This is a genomic window from Bradyrhizobium sp. Ec3.3 (assembly GCF_000472925.1).
In the GTDB taxonomy this organism is placed as follows: domain Bacteria; phylum Pseudomonadota; class Alphaproteobacteria; order Rhizobiales; family Xanthobacteraceae; genus Bradyrhizobium.
In genome coordinates this window covers 15,825-32,973 of record NZ_AXAS01000064.1, presented here as the reverse complement: position 1 = coordinate 32,973, position 17,149 = coordinate 15,825, and the positions used below count along the sequence as shown (strand labels likewise).

The following is a 17,149-nucleotide window of genomic DNA, read 5'->3' as shown; positions in this document are numbered from 1 at the left end:
ACCGGTTCCCGCCGCGGGCCAATTCCAACCACGAGCATCGATTTGTCGTTCCAGCCCTCGGTTTCCATCGTCGTCCCCGTGCGCAATGAGGCGGACAATATCGCGCCTCTGATCGAGGAGATCGGCGCTGCGCTCGATGGCCGCTGGGCCTATGAGATCGTCTACGTCAATGACGGCTCGACGGATGCGACCGGCGAGCGGCTGTCGGCCATCATGAAGCAGCGGGGCAATCTGCGTCAGCTCCGTCATGCGAAGTCAACCGGGCAGTCTGCGGCCGTGCGCAGCGGCGTGCGGGCGGCGCGCGGCGCGATCGTGGCGACACTCGACGGCGACGGCCAGAACAATCCGGCCTTCCTGCCGGACCTGATCGCGACGGTCGAAAAAAGCGAGCGCATCGGCCTCGTCGCCGGCCAGCGGGTCGGGCGCAAGGACACCGGCTTCAAGAAGTTGCAGTCGCGCATCGCCAACCGCGTGCGCAGCACGATCCTGAAGGACGGGACGCGCGACACCGGGTGCGGTCTGAAGGCGTTCCGCCGCGAGGTGTTTCTGATGCTGCCCTATTTCGACGGATTGCATCGCTTCCTGCCGGCGCTGGTGCGCCGGGAGGGTTTCGAGATCGCCTATGTTGACGTGATCGACCGGCCGCGCCGTGCCGGCGTGTCAAACTACGGTTTCTTCGACCGGCTATGGATCGGGATCATGGATCTCGCCGGCGTGTGGTGGTTGATCCGCCGTAAGAAGCCGACACCAGATGTCACTGAGGTGAAGGCATGATCATCCAATACGGCCAGGCGCTGAGCAACTATCTCTACGACGTCTTCGTCGCCAAGTTCGACTTCTGGCTCGCCTTCGGCCTGGTCGCACAGCTGTTCTTCACGGCGCGCTTTCTCGTGCAATGGATCGCGAGCGAGCGTGCCGGAAACAGCGTGGTGCCGATGGCCTTCTGGTTCTGCTCCATGGGCGGCGGGCTGATGACGCTGGTCTATGGCGTCGTGAAGCGCGAGCCGGTCATCATCCTCGGACAAGCGCTCGCGACGATCATCTACATCCGCAACATCATGCTGATCGTCAAAAACCGCGGCCGCGCCTCGAAGACGCTGGATCGCTGACCCTGTTCGGACCGAGGCTTTTGGGCCCGTTCGACGACAATGTCGAAAACAACCCCATGCAAAGTAGACCGGCGATCGCCGGTCTAAGCGCCAAGCATCTGGTAGATAAGGCGTATCGGACAAACTAGCGCGGCAGAGCGGACGCCGCGCCAGAGGCGGGCAGGGTGGCCGCCTCGGCCTCGTTTCTGCGGTAGGGCTCGCCGGCTGCATCGAGCACGGGATAGGCCACCGAGCAGATATGCGAGTGGATGCGGCGCAGGTCGCGCAGCACGTCCAGATGCAGCGAGGTGGTCTCGATGGTCTCGGGCCGCCCCTCGCGCAGGCGATCGAGATGCCGCTCGACGGCGGCAAGCTCGGTGTTGCGCAGCGCGGACTTTTCCACCAGCAGCTTGCGCGCCTCGTTGGCATCGCCCGACATGAACACACCGAAGGCGATACGCAGCGAGTCCATCGTCCGCTTGTGGAAGGCAGCCAGCTCCTCGGCGCCCTCGGCCGAGAACTGGAAGCGTCGCTTGATCTTCTTGGTGGCGAGCTCGCTCAAATTCTTGTCGATGATGTCGCCGATATGCTCGAGATTGATGGCGAAGGAGATGATCTCCATCGCACGCCGGCCCTCGCCCTCGTCCAGGCTGCCGCGCGTCAACTTTGTCACGTAGAGCTTGATGGACTCATCGAGGTTGTCGACGATGTTGTCCGTCTTCGAGACCTGCTCGACCAGCGCGCGGTCGCCCGTCATCATCGCCGCCATCACCTTGCGCAGCATGACCTCGACGAGATCGCCCATGCGCAGCGTTTCGCGGGCGGCATCCGCCAGCGCGAGAGAGGGGGTCTCGAGCGCCGTCTCGTCGAGATAACGCGGGCGGGCAGGGTCCTCCTCCCGTACGCGATCGGGAAATAGCCAGGTCAGCAGCCGCGACAGGGCATCGAGCAGCCCGATGAAGATCGCCGCCGTTGCAAGATTGAAGGCGATATGGAAGCCGGCCGTCATCTTTGCGAGATCCGGCTGCCAGAGGTGCAGTTGGTCGGCGATTCCTTGAAGGAACGGCAGCACCAGCGCGATCCCGGCCACGCGATTGATCAGATTGCCGACCGGCAGGCGATAGCTGGCCGGATCGTCACGCCGCGCGCCTTCGAACACGGGATTGATTGCGCTGCCGAGATTGGCGCCGAGGACGAGCGCCAGCGCAGCATGGGGCGAGATGAACTGGGAATAGGCCAGCGACATGATCAATAGCACGCTGGCGACGCTCGAATGCACCGCCCAGGTGATGACGGCGGCGATGACGATGCAGAGCACGGGATCCCCGGTGATGGCCGACATCACGACGCGGACGCCAGGGGCGTTCTCGGCCGGCGCCAGTGTATCCAGCAGGATATGCAGCGACAGCAGCATCAGGCCGAGACCGATCGAGACGCGGCCGATGTCCTTGATCCGCGAGCGGGGCCCTGAGCGGAAGGCGACGAGCCCGAGCACGAATAGGACGGGAGCAACGGCCGCGATGTTGAAGGACAGCACCTGCACGATCAGCGTGGTGCCGACATTTGCACCGAGCATGATGGCAAGCGCGGCGACCAGGCTGACAAGGCCTTCGGCCGCGAACGAACTGGTGATCAGGGCCGTCGCCGTGCTGCTCTGGAGCAGCGCAGTCAGCCCGAGCCCGGCCGCAAAGGCGCTGAAGCGGTTGCTCAGCGCTCGGCCGAGCAGCCGCCGCAGGTCGGGACCGAAAGCGCGCAAAATGCCGCTGTGGACCATATGCAGGCCCCACAGTAACAGCGCCACGCCGCCCATCAGGTCGAGCAGAACCATGCTTCCCATGCTCCGCGTCCCTCGGAATTGAGTCGAAGAGTCAGGCTATTCCCATACGACCGCGGATCAACGATTTTGTTGCAACGCGCCAATATCAACCTTTGTTGCGGCGCGTTTGCTAGGCGGGATGCCTAATCTCGAAGCTCAAATTGCCGCGTTGAAGGCAGCAAAGCCGCGATCGAGATCGGCCTTGAGGTCCTCGACGCTCTCGAGCCCGATGTGCAGACGCAGCGTCGGACCGCCCGGAGCCCACTTCGTTGCCGTGCGATAACTGTCGCAGTCGAAGGGGATAGCAAGGCTCTCGAAGCCGCCCCAGGAGTAGCCCATGCCAAACAGCTTGAGGCTATCGAGCATGGCATCGACGGCCTTCTGCGGCGCCGGCTTCAGCACGAGGCTGAACAGGCCCGAGGCGCCGGTGAAGTCGCGCTTCCAGATCGCGTGGCCCGGATCAGTCTCGAGCGCGGGATGGAGCACGCGCGCGACCTCCGGCCGCGTGGCGAGCCAGCGCGCCACGTCGAGCCCCGAGCGATAGTGCTGCGCCAGCCGCACCGACAGCGTGCGCATGCCGCGCAATGCGAGGAAGACGTCGTCGGGACCGGCGCAGGCGCCGAGCAGGCGGATGGCTTCGGTCACCAGCGGCCAGGCTCTTGCATTGGCGGAGATGGTGCCGAACATGATGTCGGAATGGCCGCCGATATATTTGGTCGCAGCCTGCATGCTGATGTCGACACCCTGGTCGAGCGAGCGATGATAGAGCGGCGTCGCCCAGGTGTTGTCGTCGATGACGAGCGCGTCGCGGGCATGCGCGACCTCGGCAATCGCGCGAATGTCGGGCATCTCGAAGGACTGCGAGCCCGGCGCTTCCACCAGCACCGCGCGCGTGTTGGGCTTGAACAGAGCCTCGATGCCTGCGCCGATCAGCGGATCGAAATAGGTGGTCTCGACGCCGTAGCGCGCGAGCAGGCCGTTGCAGAAATTGCGGGAGGGCCGATAGGCGTTGTCGCAGACGAGCAGGTGATCGCCTGCCTTCAGCACCGCGAGCAGGGTGGTCGTGATCGCAGCCAGGCCCGACGGCGCAATGCCGACGCCGGCGCAGTTCGGTCCCTCCAGCGCCATCAGCGTCTCCTGCAGCGCCCTGGTGGTGGGCGTGCCGTGGCGGCCGTACTGGAACTCGCCGCGATGGGCGTGCAGGTCCTCGGCGGTCGGGTAGAGCACGGTCGAGCCGTGGACGACCGGCGGATTGACGAAGCCCTTCTGTGCCTTGGTGTCACGGCCGGAGGTCACCAACCGGGTGTCGGGGTGCTGCGAAAAGGGCTTTGCGCCCTCGGAAGAATTCATGCGAGTGCTTTCAAAGGCGATTGTGGGCGAGGGGAAAGCCCCCTCGCGGGACGGCTGGTTGGCCGCGTCTCGTAATAACAGATCACAGAAGAGTCCCGTCAACCCCTTGACCCGGCTCGCCAGTCGTTCTGTGATGCGCAGGTGCTATTCTGTCGCCGCATGTTGAGGGGCTTGCCGCGACCTTTCGATCCACCGCCTGACGGACCATGCGTGACAGCCTGGGTCCTTTAAGGTTTTCGGCAGGGATCTCGGGGTTGGCCCACAGCTTGCACGACGTTCAGCGAATGATGTTCAACGAACGTTCCTCTACGCCCTTTAGAGATGACCGTACGTCGCGTCCCATGCGACGTCCTTGAAAGGCCACAGCCCATGAAACGCGTAACTTTGGTTCTCACCCTTGCTCTCGCCGCCGGCCTGTCCGCCCCGGCCGCCCAAGCGCAGACGCTCAAGACGATCAAGGACAGGGGCATGCTGTCCTGCGGCGTCAGCCAGGGCCTGCCGGGCTTCTCGTCGCCGGACGACAAGGGCAACTGGACCGGGCTCGACGTCGACCTCTGCCGCGCGGTCGCGGCGGCCATCTTCAACGATGCGACGAAAGTCAAATACGTGCCGACGTCCGCAAAGGACCGTTTCACCGCGCTGCAATCCGGCGAGATCGACATGCTCTCGCGCAACACCACCTGGACGATCTCGCGCGATACCTCGCTCGGCGCCAATTTCGCCGGCGTGAACTACTACGACGGCCAGGGCTTCATGGTGAAGAAGTCGCTCAAGGTGAATTCGGCGCTGGAACTCAACAGCGCCTCGGTCTGCGTCCAGACCGGCACCACCACCGAGCAGAATCTCGCCGACTACTTCAAGGCCAACAACATGAAGTACGAGGTGATCGCGTTCGCCACCAACGACGAGACGGTCAAGGCCTATGAATCCGGGCGCTGCGACGTCTTCACCACGGACCAGTCGGGTCTCTACGCCAACCGCCTGAAGCTTGCCAATCCCAACGACCACATGGTGCTCCCGGAAATCATCTCCAAGGAGCCGCTCGGCCCGATGGTGCGTCACGGCGATGATCAGTGGTTCGACATCGTGAAATGGACCCTGTTCGCGATGGTCACGGCCGAAGAGCTCGGCATCACCTCCAAGAACGTCGACGAGAAGGCGAAGGCGGACAATCCGGAGCTGAAGCGCGTCCTCGGCACCGACGGCAATTTCGGCGAACAGCTCGGCCTGACCAAGGACTGGGTGGTCCGGATCGTGAAGCTGGTCGGCAATTACGGCGAGGTGTTCGACCGTAACGTCGGCTCCGGCTCACCGCTCGGTATCGCCCGCGGTCTCAACAGCCTCTGGAACAAGGGCGGTCTCCAGTACGCGCCGCCGATCCGCTGATTTGATCAAGCCCACGGCTTGCGGCGATGAGCACCGAGGCCCGTAAACCACCACCGCAGATCGCGCTGAAGCTGAGGCGCGCTCTCGGTGGTAAGGCTGGCTGGAACGGCGTTGCCGTCCAGCTTGCCTTCGCCGCGATCCTGGGCTGGATGGCCTATGAGATCATCTCCAATGCCCGCGCCAACCTGGAAAACCAGCACATTGCTGCCGGTTTCGGCTTCCTGAGGAACAACGCGGGCTTCGACGTCAATCAGACCCTGATCCCCTACACCGGCTCGGACACGTTCTTGCGGGTGTTCGTGGTCGGACTTCTGAATACGCTGGTGGTCTCGGTGGTGGGCATCGTCTTCGCCACCGTCATCGGCTTCATCGTCGCGCTGTGCCGGCTCTCGCCCAACTGGCTGCTGTCGCGTGTCGGCGAGATCTATGTGGAGATCATCCGCAACCTGCCGCTCCTGTTCCAGCTACTGTTCTGGTACCTCGCGGTGCTCGCGGCCTTGCCCAACCCGCGGCAGAGCATCTCGCTGCTGGGCATCGCCTTCATCAGCAATCGCGGGCTGGTCGTTCCCAGCCCGATCGGCGAGAGCGGATTCGTGCCGTTCCTCGCGGTGCTTGCGTTCGGCATCGTTGCCTCGCTTGCGTTGCGGATCTACGCGCGGCGTGCGCTCTATCAATACGGCCACATGATCCGCATCTGGCCCTACCTGCTGGCCCTTCTGTTCGGGCTCCCGCTCGTCACGATGCTGATCTTCGGTCTGCCCTTCACCTTCGAGCTGCCGCAGCTCAAGGGCTTCAATTTTGCCGGTGGCTCGCGGATCATTCCGGAATTCGTGGCGCTGGCGGTGGCGTTGTCGACCTATACGGCCGCTTTCATCGCCGAGATCGTGCGCGCCGGTATCCTGTCCGTGCACAAGGGACAGATGGAGGCGGGATCCTCGCTCGGCCTGAGCCGCGGCACCACGCTGCGGCTGATCGTGGTGCCGCAGGCCATGCGTGTCATCGTGCCGCCGCTGACCAACCAGTATCTCAACCTCACCAAGAACTCCTCGCTTGCCGTCGGCATCGGCTATCCCGATCTGGTCTCCGTGTTCGCCGGCACGTCGCTCAGCCAGACCGGGCAGGCGATCGAGATCATCGCCATGACGATGGCCGTCTACCTCCTGATCTCGCTCTTCACCAGCGCGGTCATGAGCGTTTATGGCTGGCGCATCAATCGGAGCCTGGGAGCATGACGGATATCACCGCGTCATCCTTCGTTCGCCAGGACCTCGTTGCGGAGCGGCCTGCGCCGGTGAAGACCACCGGCTTCGTCGGCCTCGTGCGCACACGCCTGTTGAGCTCGCCGACCAACATTCTCTTGACGATCCTTGGAGCATTGCTGCTCTGGTACATGGTCATTCCCGCCTTCAGATTCCTGCTGGTCGACGCCGTCTGGACCGGCAAGGACCGTACGGCGTGCCTGCCCGAGAATGCCGGATATGTGGTCGGTGCCTGCTGGCCCTATATCCAGGCGAAGCTTCCGCAGCTCATCTACGGCTTCTATCCCGAGGCCGAACGCTGGCGGGTCAATCTGACCTTCATCCTGGCGGCAGTTCTCTTGCTGCCGCTGCTCATTCCGCGCCTGCCGGCGAAGGGGCTCAATGCCGGGCTGTTCTTCTTCGCCCTTCCGGTGGTCGCGTTCTTCCTGATGCACGGCGGCGGCATCACCGGTTTCGGCCTGAGCTGGACCGCCGGCCTGCTGCAACTGTTCGATGACAGCGTCATCGGCGCGGGGCAGGTGCTGGTCAGCCTCGGCAAGAGTTCGGCCATCGGGCCGCTGCTCTGGGTCGTCGGAAACTTCATCGTGCTGGTCGGCACCGCGATCCAGTGGCTGATCTTCCCATTGACCTGGCTGCGCGATCAGATCCAGGCGAGTAGCCAGTCGGTCTGGATCGATTTCGCGATCACGACCATCGTCGTCTCGCTGATCCTGTTCTTCCTCGGCGGGGGAATGCGCACCGGCTGGCGCGCGCTCGCAACAAGCATAGCGACCTTCATCGGCATGGCGATCGTGATCAAGCTGATGGGGCTCGATCACGGCGGCCTGCCGATCGTCGATACACGCCTGTGGGGCGGGCTGCTGGTGACGCTGGTGGTCGCCGTGACCGGCATCGTCACCTCCATGCCGATCGGCATCGCGCTGGCACTCGGGCGCCGCTCCACGATCCCGCTGATCCGGATCTTCTCGATCGCCTATATCGAATTCTGGCGCGGCGTGCCGCTGATCACCGTGCTGTTCTTCGCCACCTACATGCTGCCCCTGTTCCTGCCGGGCAATTTCACGGTCGACGGCCTGGTGCGCGCACTGATCGGCATTGCGTTGTTCACCGGCGCCTATCAGGCCGAAAACATTCGCGGCGGGCTCGCTGCGGTTCCGCGCGGGCAGGGGGAGGCGGCTTCCGCACTGGGGCTGTCCTGGTGGAAGACCACCTCGCTGATCGTGCTGCCGCAGGCGCTGCGCCACGTCATCCCGAGCCTCGTCAACAGCTTCATCTCGCTGTTCAAGGACACCTCGCTGGTCTCGATCGTGGCGCTGTTCGACCTGCTCGGCTCGCTCAGGGCATCCTTCTCCGACCCGGTCTGGTCGACGCCGTCGACGGCATTCACCGGCTTTGCCTTCGCCGGCGTCCTCTATTTCCTCTTCTGCTTTGGAATGTCGCGCTACTCGCTCTTCGTCGAGAACCGGCTCAACGCTCATCGCCGCAACTGAACAAGGTCACCATGTCCACCAGCCCGATCGTCAAGATTTCCGGCCTCAACAAATGGTACGGCGACTTTCACGTCCTGCGCGACATCGATCTCGAGGTCGAGAAGGGCGAGCGCATCGTGATCTGCGGCCCGTCGGGCTCAGGCAAGTCGACGCTGATCCGCTGCATCAATGCGCTGGAGGAGTTTCAGGAGGGGGAGATCGTCGTCGACGGCATCGAGCTCGGGCCGAACCTGAAACACATCGACGCAGTGCGCCGCGAGGTCGGCATGGTGTTCCAGAGCTTCAATCTGTTCCCGCACCTCACGGTGCTCGACAATTGCACGCTGGCACCAATCTGGGTGCGCAACATTCCCAAGAAGGAGGCCGAGGCGACTGCGATGAAATTCCTGGAGCGGGTCAAGATCCCGCACCAGGCCAACAAGTTTCCGGGCCAGATGTCCGGCGGCCAGCAGCAGCGCGTCGCGATTGCGCGCGCGCTCACCATGAACCCGAAGGTGATGCTGTTCGACGAACCTACCTCGGCACTCGACCCCGAAATGGTCAAGGAAGTCCTCGACACCATGGTCGACCTCGCCAAGGAGGGCATGACCATGCTGGTCGTCACTCACGAAATGGGCTTTGCGAAGGAGGTCGCCAACCGCGTGGTGTTCATGGACGCCGGTCAGATCATCGAGTCCAACACGCCGCAGGAATTCTTCGCCCACCCGCAGCACGCGCGCTCACAGTTGTTCCTGAGCCAAATCCTGCGGTGATCTGCCCGTGAAGGGTGGGCAAAGGCGTGTAGCGCCGTGCCCACCATCTCTCCACGATCGCGACAGAAGCGGTGGGCACGCTTCGCTTTGCCCACCCTACGAGCCTCACACGAACGGCGGCTTGATGTTGCTGCGCTTCTCCAGCCAGGTCGGCACCGGCAGATTCTTGGCGCGCATGAAGTCCGAATTGAAAAGCTTCGACTGGTAGCGGCTGCCGGAATCGGCCAGCACGGTGACGATGGTCTTGCCGGGGCCGAGCTTCTTCGCCAGGTGAATGGCACCGGCGATGTTGATGCCCGTCGAGCCGCCGAGGCACAGGCCCTCGTGCTGAAGCAGATCATAGATGATAGTGACGGCTTCCTCATCGGAGATCAGGAATGCGTCATCCACGTTCGCGGTCTCCACGACCGGTGTCTTGCGTCCGAGGCCGATGCCTTCGGTGATCGAATCGCCCGGCGTCGACTTGAGCTCACCATTCTTGAAAAGTTCGTACATCGCGAAGCCGTGCGGATCGGCACAGGCGGTGACGATGTCCTTGTTCTTTTCCTTCAGGTAGCGGCTGATGCCAGCGAGCGTACCGCCAGTGCCGACCGAGCAGATAAAACCGTCGACCTTGCCGCCGGTCTGCTCCCAGATCTCGGGCCCGGTGGATTCGTAGTGCGCCTTGGCATTGTCGAGGTTGTTCCACTGGTCGGCGAACAGCACGCCGTTGGGCTCGCTCTTGCGCAGCTCGTCAGCGAGCCTGCGCCCGACATGCTGGTAGTTGTTGGGATTGGCGTAAGGCAGCGCCGGCACCTCGACGAGCTCGGCGCCGCACAGCTTCAGGAAATCCTTCTTCTCCTGGCTCTGGGTCTCCGGAATCACGATCAGGGTGCGATAGCCGCGCGCGCTCGCCACGACCGCAAGGCCGATGCCGGTGTTGCCGGCGGTTGCCTCGACCACGAGGCCGCCCGGCTTCAGCTCGCCGCGCTTCTCGGCCTCCAAGATCATCCATTTGCCGGCGCGGTCCTTCACCGACTGGCCGGGATTCATGAATTCGGCCTTGCCGAGAATGGTGCAGCCGGTCTGTTCGGACGCACGCTTGAGCTTGATGAGGGGGGTGTTGCCGATGGCTTCGACAACGTCGTTTTTGATGGTCATGTCAGGCAATTACCGGCTGGTTCTGTGAGGTGATCGAGACCCTAAAGTAGGGTCTGCGGCCACACAAGGCGAGGGTACAAAGTCTTAATGCTGCTTTGCGAAGACGACCTGCCGGACGTCGATATTCCCGGAGAGGAAACCGGCCTCGCAATAGGAGAGATAGTACTCCCAGAGCCGCCGGAACCGATCGTCGAAGCCGAGCGGCACGAGGTTCGGCCAGGCGCTGCGGAAGTTATTTCGCCAGGTGGCAAGCGTCTTGGCATAATCTTGCCCAAAGATGCGCTCCCGGATGACAGGCACGCCAAATGTCTCGCCCAGCGATTTGAGCACGGCGGGCGAGGGCAGCATGCCGCCGGGAAATACGTAGCGCTGGATGAAGTCGACCTCGCGGCGATAGGTCTGAAACAGCCCGTCCTGGATGGTGATGGCCTGGATGCCGGCAAGGCCGCCCGGCAGCAGTCGATCACGCAGTTGCGCGAAATATTTCGGCCAAAACTGCTCGCCGACGGCCTCGATCATCTCGATCGAGGCAATGCGGTCATACCGGTCGCGCTCATCGCGGTAGTCCTGAAGGCGGATCTCGACCCTCTCGGCGAGGCCGGCGTCCTGGATGCGCCTCTGCGCGAAGTCGCGCTGCTCGGTTGAGATCGTCAACCCGACAACATGCGCGCCAAAAGTCTTGGCCGCGTATTCGGCAAAGCCACCCCAGCCGCAGCCGATCTCGAGCAGCTTCTGTCCCGGCTTGAGATCGATGGCTTCGGCGAGCCTGCGATACTTGTTGGTCTGGGCTGCCGTGAGATCCGTGGTGTGCTCCTCGAACAGCGCCGAGGAATAGGTCATGCTCGGATCGAGCCAGGCCGAATAGAAGGCGTTGCCGATGTCGTAATGCGCATGGATGTTGCGCCGCGCCTGGCGCCTGGTGTTGCGGTTGAACCAGTGCCGGAGCACTTGGACGAGGCGCATCAGCGGCTTGTCGCGGAGCATGGCCTGAATCAGGTCGTGGTTGACGCAGAAGAGATAGAGGAACTGCGTGAGATCGGGCGTGTCCCAATCGCCGGCGAGATAGGCTTCCGCAATCCCGATATCGCCGCCATTGATCAGGCGCGGGGCAAAATCGTAATTGTGCAGCCGCATCACCGCATTTGGGCCCGGCTCAAAGCCGCCGAGCCGGATGATGCGACCGTCGGGCAGGATCACGTCGAGCGTGCCGCGCCTCAGACGTGAGCCGAAGGCGAGCGCGAGGCGGACCAGACGCGGCAGGTCGGCGAGGACCGTCTCGACATTGTCGGGGGTGACCGGAATCGCGTTCGACATCGGCATCACCTGAACTGGCACTGTCCGACCACTCAGGCAGCCGCGCCCATCCCGGTTCTCGCTGGACCCGAGAGCGCCCCCGCAGGCAGTCAGCGATGAATAGTATAAACGCGCGGCTCGGCGGCCGCCAAGCCGGTTTGATCGGCAGCCTGACCGTCGAGCCTGCCTGCGACGTTCGGTCGTGGTGTCAGCCGCACCCCCTTGAGCCAGAGCCGCAAGGCTTCCCAATGGATTGCCGCTATCACCTTGAGGGTCACGAGCGGCAGGGCGACGAACGACCGCAACAACGTGCGCGATGTCAGCGCGCGGCGGCGGCCGCTGAAGGTTGCCGCGAGCAGTGGGCCGTCGCGGTCGGTTTCGAGGATGCGCAGGCGAACGGTATCAGACGGCGGATGGAGGCGGAAATGGTAGCGCATCTCCATCGCGATGAAGGGGGAAACGTAGAACTGCTTGTCCTGCTGCTGCCGCAGCCCGGCGGCGCTCATCTCGCCTGATACGACCGGCAGGACATAAGGATGGATGTCGCCAAAGGTGTTGCGCACCTCGTAGATGACCAGCGCGAGCTCGCCGCCTGCGCGATAACAGAAATATACCGACAGCGGATTGAAGCCGTAGCCGAGCAGACGGGGATAGCAGAGCAGCATCACCCGCCCGCCGGTCAGGTCGACACCGCGCCCCGCGGCGCAGCGCTGGGCGTAGGTGCGCAAGGAGGAGCCGTCGCGCTCGCCGTGATCGGCCTCGTGGAAACTGTAGAGGCCTGCGCGATTGACGCCGAATAGGGCCGATTGCCGGTCTGCTTTCTCGAGCCGGTCGAGATCGATCAGGAGGCTCATGACGCGATAGCTGAAGCGGTGGCCGATCGGCTTCAACCGCGCATGCATGACATCGCCGACATAGAGCGATGCGGCGTCCTTCGCGAGCAGGGCGGTCTCTGTCGCCATCGCGCTACTCCGCGGCTTGCGCCAGCTCGACCGGCACCTCGCGCCAGGGGGCGACGGCGCCGAGCGCTTCGGCGACGCGAAGGCCCGAGCGCAGGCCGTCCTCGTGAAAGCCATAGCCGGTCCAGGCGCCGCAGAACCAGGTGTGCCGGCGTCCCTGGATCTCGCCGAGCCGCTTCTGGGCGGCGAAGGCGGCGGCACTATACTGCGGATGCTCGCAGACATGTTTGCCGAAGGTGAGCTCCGGCGCCGGCGCGAACGGCGGGTTGAGGCTGACGAACAGCGGCTTGTCGGGATCGATACCCTGAAGCCGGTTCATCCAGTAGGTCACGGCGACGTCATTGGCGATCCTGCCCTCGCGCTGCCAGCGCAGGAAATTCCAGGACGCCCAGGCGCGCTTCCGCTTGGGCATCAGCCTGATGTCGCGATGCAGATAGACCGTGTTCGGCGCAAAGCCGATCGCGCCGAGCAGGTAGCGCTCGTCCGCGTCGGCATCGGACAGCATGGCGAGCGCCTGGTCGCTGTGGGCGGCGATCACCAAATGATCGAAATTGTCGTGCCGGCCGTGGCTGTCATGGACGACGACGCCGCGCGGGGTGCGCTCGATCGCGGTGACGGCGCAGCCGAGCCGGATGTCCCTGAAGGTTGCCGTCAGCTTCTCGACATAACGCTGGCAACCGCCCTTGACCGTGCGCCAGACCGGGCGGTCGTGATGCAGCAGGCGGTGATTGTCGAAGAAGGCGACGAAATTCTCGGCCGGAAAGTCCAGCATCTCGTCGGCCGGCGTCGACCAGATGGCGGCCCCCATCGGGGCGAGATAGTCGGCGAGGAGCCGCTGCGAGAAACGGCGTTGCGCGAAATATTCGCCGAGCGTCAGGCCGGCGAGGCCCCCGGCATGATAGTCGGCAACGCTTTGCCGGTTGAACCTCACGATGTCAGCAAGCATGCGGAGATAGGACGGCGAGAGCAGATTGCCGGGCTGGGCGAAGAGCCCTGCACCCGTCGACCACCAGTCGTTGCCGCCCCCGCGCCACTCGAATCGCCCGCCGTCAGCGGAGACGGCAAAGCTCATGCAGCTCTCGACCGTCTCGACGCCGAGATGGGCGAACATTGCGGTCAGGTCGGGATAGTTGAGTTCGTTATAGACGATGAAGCCGGTATCGACGGCGATCGGCGTGCCGTCATAATCGACCGTGACGGTGTGGCTGTGCCCGCCGGGGCGCTGCTCGCGCTCATACACCGTCACCGGATAGCGTCGTGAGAGCGTCCAGGCCGCCGCGTTGCCGGCAATGCCCGTTCCGATCACCGCGATGCGCATGTTCAATGCCCCTGCCGCTTGATGTCGGAAGAGCTACGGTGCGCTGCGGCGCAGGTTTCAGTGGAGGGCACCCCTTCTGTGGCCGTCCCGATCCCGCTGTGGCGACAATATCACATGAAATGTTGGTAAGCTTTCCGCCTGCCGGGGAGCGGGTCCAAATGCGGAAAAGTCCTAAAAAGATAGGCAAAACCAGCGTGTTTCGCGACTTCGTGAAGCCCGTTTGTGGGGCGGGCTTCGCGGTTGCGGGACTGTCCGCCCCGGTCACGCCCAGCTAATATGCGGAACGGTTCCTGGAAAGCATCACGCTGTGAACGAAACGGAGACCACGCCCCAACTGATCTGCCGCGAATCGGTTAATCCGGCCGCGCGGTGGCAGTTGCGTCTGCCCGGCAGGGGGTGGATGTGACCCGAAGATTCCCGATGGTCGCCGTCCGGCGATCGTACGGTCCCGCACGTGAGCTGCTGGTTGGGCTGCCGGGCGCAGCCAGCCGGGTGCTGGCGCTTGGGCTGGCACTGAGCTCCGCCGGCTGCGTGCTGACGCAGGATTTGCCCGATCCGGCGCTCGACGTGCCCAGCCGATACAAATACGCCGGCAAGCCCGATGCGCCGCCGCCGCTCGACTGGTGGCGCGGCTTCCGCTCGACAGAACTGACGCAATTGATGGAGGAGGCACAGACCGTCAACCTGGACATCGCCGCCGCCGTCTCGCGCATCTTCGAGGCCGACGCCCAGGCGCGGCAGGCCGGCGCGGCCCTGCTTCCAAGCCTGTCCGGCTCGGGGTCGGAGACCTATTCGCGCACGTCCGGCTCCTCAGCCTCCGGTCTCACCAATGGTGGCCGCGAGGTCGTCAACTATTCGGCCTCGCTCAGCGCCAGCTACCAGCTCGACTTCTGGGGCCAGAATCGCGACGCGCTGCAGGCCGCGGAAGAGACCGCCACAGCCAATCGGTTCGATCGCGATGTCGTCGCGCTGACGACGCTGGCCAGCGTGGCCAACGCCTATTTCCAAGTGCTGGCGTCGCAGGACCGGCTGCGCACCGCGCAGCGCAACATCGCCAGTGCGCAGCGCATCCTCGATGCCATCAAGGAGCGGCGCAAGGCGGGCACGGGCACCGACCTCGACGTCGCGCAGCAGGAGAGCGTGGTGGCGAACCAGAAGGCGCTGGTGCCGCCGCTGCGGCAGACGCTCGACCAGAACATCAACGCGTTGGCCGTGTTGGTGTCGCGGCCGCGGGAGAGCGTGCGCATCGCGGGCGGGTCGATGAACCAGATCGCGATCCCGCGGGTGACGCCGGGCCTGCCGTCGGAATTGCTGACGCAAAGGCCGGATATCCGGCGGCAGGAGGCGCAGCTCGCCTCCGCGACGGCCAACATTGGCAATGCACGGGCGCAATTCTTTCCGAGCATCCAGTTGACGGGGAATGGCGGCTATCAGAGCGCCGCACTGGTATCCCTTTTCCAGCCGCACGCGGCCTTCTTCCAGCTCGTTGGCAGCGCAACCCAGCCGATCTTCGACGGCGGCAGGCTCCTCGGCAATTTCGAGTTCACCCAGGCACGCCAGGAGGAATTGCTCCAGATCTACCGCAAGACCATCGTCCAGGCCTTTGCCGACGTCGACAATGCGCTGTATTCGATCAAGCAGACGACGATCAGGCTGCAATTGCAGCGCGACGTGCTTGCGTCGTCGCGTCGCGCCTTCGAACTTGCCGAGCAACAGTTGCGCGCTGGAACGGCCGACATCGTGGCCGTGCTGAACGTCCAGCAGACACTATTTCAGGCGGAAGATGCGCTGTGGCAGGCGCAGCTTGCCCGTCTGCTCGCGATCGTCAGCCTGTACCAGGCATTGGGCGGCGGCTGGGAGCCGAGAATGGAGAAACCGGTCAATGCTCTTTAAGCCGGACACGAAGAAAGGGGCGAAGGACGAGGCGGACAAGCGCGGCTCGTCCCGGCGCGGCCGCCGCTTTGTCTCCACGCTGATCACGCTCGCGATCCTCGGCGGGCTCGGCTATCTCGGCTGGATCGCGTGGCACCAGAAGCCGGCCAATGACCGCAATGCGCGGCCCGATCTGCCCGTGCCCGTGCTGGCGGCGTCCCCGCGCGTCCAGGACGTGCCGGTCTATCTCGACGGCGTCGGCGCGATCCGCGCGCTCAACACCGTCACCGTGCGCTCGCAGGTCGACGGCAAGTTGAACGCGGTGAATTTCATCGAAGGCCAGGACGTCAAGAAGGGCGACGTGCTCGCGGAAATCGATCCCGTGATCTACCAGGCGCAGTATGATCAGGCCGTGGCGAAGAAGGCCCAGGACCAGGCCCAGCTCGCCAACCAGCGCATCGACCTCACACGCTACGAGCAGCTTGCGGCCTCCAACGCCGGCTCCAAGCAGCAGGCCGACACCCAGCGCGCGCTGGTCGCGCAGACCGAGGCGCTGGTCAAGGCCGACCAGGCCGCGATCGACAACGCGGCGGCGACGCTGAGCTACACCAAGATCGTGGCGCCGCTCTCGGGCCGCGCGGGTCTTCGCCAGGTCGACCAGGGCAACATCATCCATGCCTCCGACATCACGGGCCTCGTCGTCATCACGCAGTTGCAGCCCATCGCGGTGTGGTTCAGCCTGCCGCAGCAGCAGATCATGCGCGTCAACGCCGCCGCGTCGAAAGGCGCGCTGCCGGTCGACGTGTTCGGCAATGACGGCATCACGGTGATCGACACCGGAAAGCTGACCGGCATCGACAACCAGGTCGATCCGACGACCGGCACGCTGAAGCTCAAGGCGGAATTCCCCAACGCCAGCTACCAGCTCTGGCCGGGCCAGTTCGTCAATGTCCGCCTCAAGGTCGAGACGCTGCCGAAAGCGCTGGTGGTGCCGACATCGGCCGTGCAGCGCGGGCCGATCGGAACCTTCAGCTATGTCATCGGCGAGGGCGATATCGTCTCGGCAAAACCCGTGACGGTGACGCAGCAGAACGAGCACGACGCCGTGATCGCAAGCGGCCTGTCGCCGACGGATCGCGTCGTCACCACGGGCTTTGCCAATCTCTCCGACGGCTCCAAGGTGATCGTCGGCCGCGACGACCAGACGCCGTCGGCCGATCTTGCGCCGCGCAAGCGCACCCGCGCGCCGGATGCTCAGAAAGGCGGTCAAGCCAAGGATGGCGCCAAGGATGGGCAGGCCAAGGACGGTCAAGGCAAGGACGGCGAGCGCCGTGTCAAGCGGCAAAGCGGCGAGGGCGACCAGAAAGGCCAGACTGGACCGGCACAGGGGGCAGATTCATCGGGCAGTGGAGCGAAGCAGCCATGA

General features: G+C 64.3%; 14 protein-coding genes. 8 read left to right on the top strand and 6 right to left on the bottom strand.

Features of this window, described 5'->3' with window-relative positions; all coding sequences use genetic code 11:
• Positions 1-42 precede the first annotated feature (42 nt).
• Positions 43-774 carry a glycosyltransferase family 2 protein gene (locus YUU_RS0138425; RefSeq protein WP_198031904.1) on the top strand — a complete coding sequence of 244 codons (732 nt, stop codon included), beginning with the start codon at positions 43-45 and terminating at the stop codon, positions 772-774.
• The gene (locus YUU_RS0138420) at positions 771-1,109 is read left to right on the top strand and encodes a lipid-A-disaccharide synthase N-terminal domain-containing protein (RefSeq protein WP_027527070.1); all 339 of its coding nucleotides are present in this window, start codon (positions 771-773) and stop codon (positions 1,107-1,109) included. Before YUU_RS0138425 ends, YUU_RS0138420 begins: the two co-directional genes overlap by 4 nt.
• A 124-nt stretch (positions 1,110-1,233) precedes the next feature.
• Here YUU_RS0138420 and YUU_RS0138415 read toward each other — a convergent pair whose 3' ends face one another.
• Positions 1,234-2,925: a Na/Pi cotransporter family protein gene (locus tag YUU_RS0138415; protein ID WP_027527069.1), complete on the bottom strand. Its 1,692-nt coding sequence runs from the start codon at positions 2,923-2,925 to the stop codon at positions 1,234-1,236.
• 135 nt (positions 2,926-3,060) lie between these two features.
• Positions 3,061-4,254 (bottom strand): cystathionine beta-lyase, encoded by a 1,194-nt coding sequence (metC, locus tag YUU_RS0138410; RefSeq protein WP_027527068.1) that lies wholly within the window; start codon positions 4,252-4,254, stop codon positions 3,061-3,063.
• 369 nt (positions 4,255-4,623) lie between these two features.
• On the opposite strand from metC, the gene YUU_RS0138405 reads away from it, so the two are divergent.
• The 4 genes from YUU_RS0138405 to YUU_RS0138390 are packed head-to-tail and all read left to right on the top strand — an operon-like array spanning position 4,624 to position 9,141.
• A complete protein-coding gene (locus YUU_RS0138405) occupies positions 4,624-5,640 on the top strand; it encodes an amino acid ABC transporter substrate-binding protein (RefSeq protein WP_027527067.1) in 1,017 nt (338 codons plus the stop codon).
• 26 nt (positions 5,641-5,666) lie between these two features.
• A complete protein-coding gene (locus tag YUU_RS0138400) occupies positions 5,667-6,872 on the top strand; it encodes an amino acid ABC transporter permease (protein WP_027527066.1) in 1,206 nt (401 codons plus the stop codon).
• Positions 6,869-8,389, top strand: a complete 1,521-nt coding sequence (locus tag YUU_RS0138395; RefSeq protein WP_027527065.1) for an amino acid ABC transporter permease — start codon at positions 6,869-6,871, stop codon at positions 8,387-8,389. Before YUU_RS0138400 ends, YUU_RS0138395 begins: the two co-directional genes overlap by 4 nt.
• 11 nt (positions 8,390-8,400) lie before the next feature.
• Complete coding sequence (locus YUU_RS0138390; protein ID WP_027527064.1) at positions 8,401-9,141, top strand: amino acid ABC transporter ATP-binding protein; 741 nt, start codon at positions 8,401-8,403, stop codon at positions 9,139-9,141.
• Positions 9,142-9,246: 105 nt separating this feature from the next.
• Here the strand turns inward: YUU_RS0138390 and YUU_RS0138385 are convergent, their stop codons facing one another.
• The 4 genes from YUU_RS0138385 to YUU_RS0138370 form a co-directional block, all read right to left on the bottom strand.
• Entirely contained in the window at positions 9,247-10,281 is a 1,035-nt protein-coding gene (locus tag YUU_RS0138385) for a cysteine synthase A (RefSeq protein ID WP_027527063.1), read from the bottom strand.
• 84 nt (positions 10,282-10,365) lie between these two features.
• Complete coding sequence (locus tag YUU_RS0138380) at positions 10,366-11,595, bottom strand: cyclopropane-fatty-acyl-phospholipid synthase family protein (RefSeq protein ID WP_027527062.1); 1,230 nt, start codon at positions 11,593-11,595, stop codon at positions 10,366-10,368.
• A gap of 89 nt (positions 11,596-11,684) precedes the next feature.
• On the bottom strand, positions 11,685-12,536 hold the full coding sequence (locus YUU_RS53125) for a DUF1365 domain-containing protein (RefSeq protein ID WP_084801748.1): 852 nt from the start codon (positions 12,534-12,536) through the stop codon (positions 11,685-11,687).
• Between the two features lie 4 nt (positions 12,537-12,540).
• Positions 12,541-13,851: an NAD(P)/FAD-dependent oxidoreductase gene (locus YUU_RS0138370; RefSeq protein WP_027527061.1), complete on the bottom strand. Its 1,311-nt coding sequence runs from the start codon at positions 13,849-13,851 to the stop codon at positions 12,541-12,543.
• Between the two features lie 420 nt (positions 13,852-14,271).
• Here YUU_RS0138370 and YUU_RS0138365 point away from each other — a divergent pair, with 420 nt between their 5' ends.
• Both YUU_RS0138365 and YUU_RS0138360 read left to right on the top strand, forming a co-directional pair.
• Complete coding sequence (locus YUU_RS0138365; protein WP_156944751.1) at positions 14,272-15,744, top strand: efflux transporter outer membrane subunit; 1,473 nt, start codon at positions 14,272-14,274, stop codon at positions 15,742-15,744.
• Positions 15,734-17,149 carry an efflux RND transporter periplasmic adaptor subunit gene (locus YUU_RS0138360; RefSeq protein WP_027527059.1) on the top strand — a complete coding sequence of 472 codons (1,416 nt, stop codon included), beginning with the start codon at positions 15,734-15,736 and terminating at the stop codon, positions 17,147-17,149. Before YUU_RS0138365 ends, YUU_RS0138360 begins: the two co-directional genes overlap by 11 nt.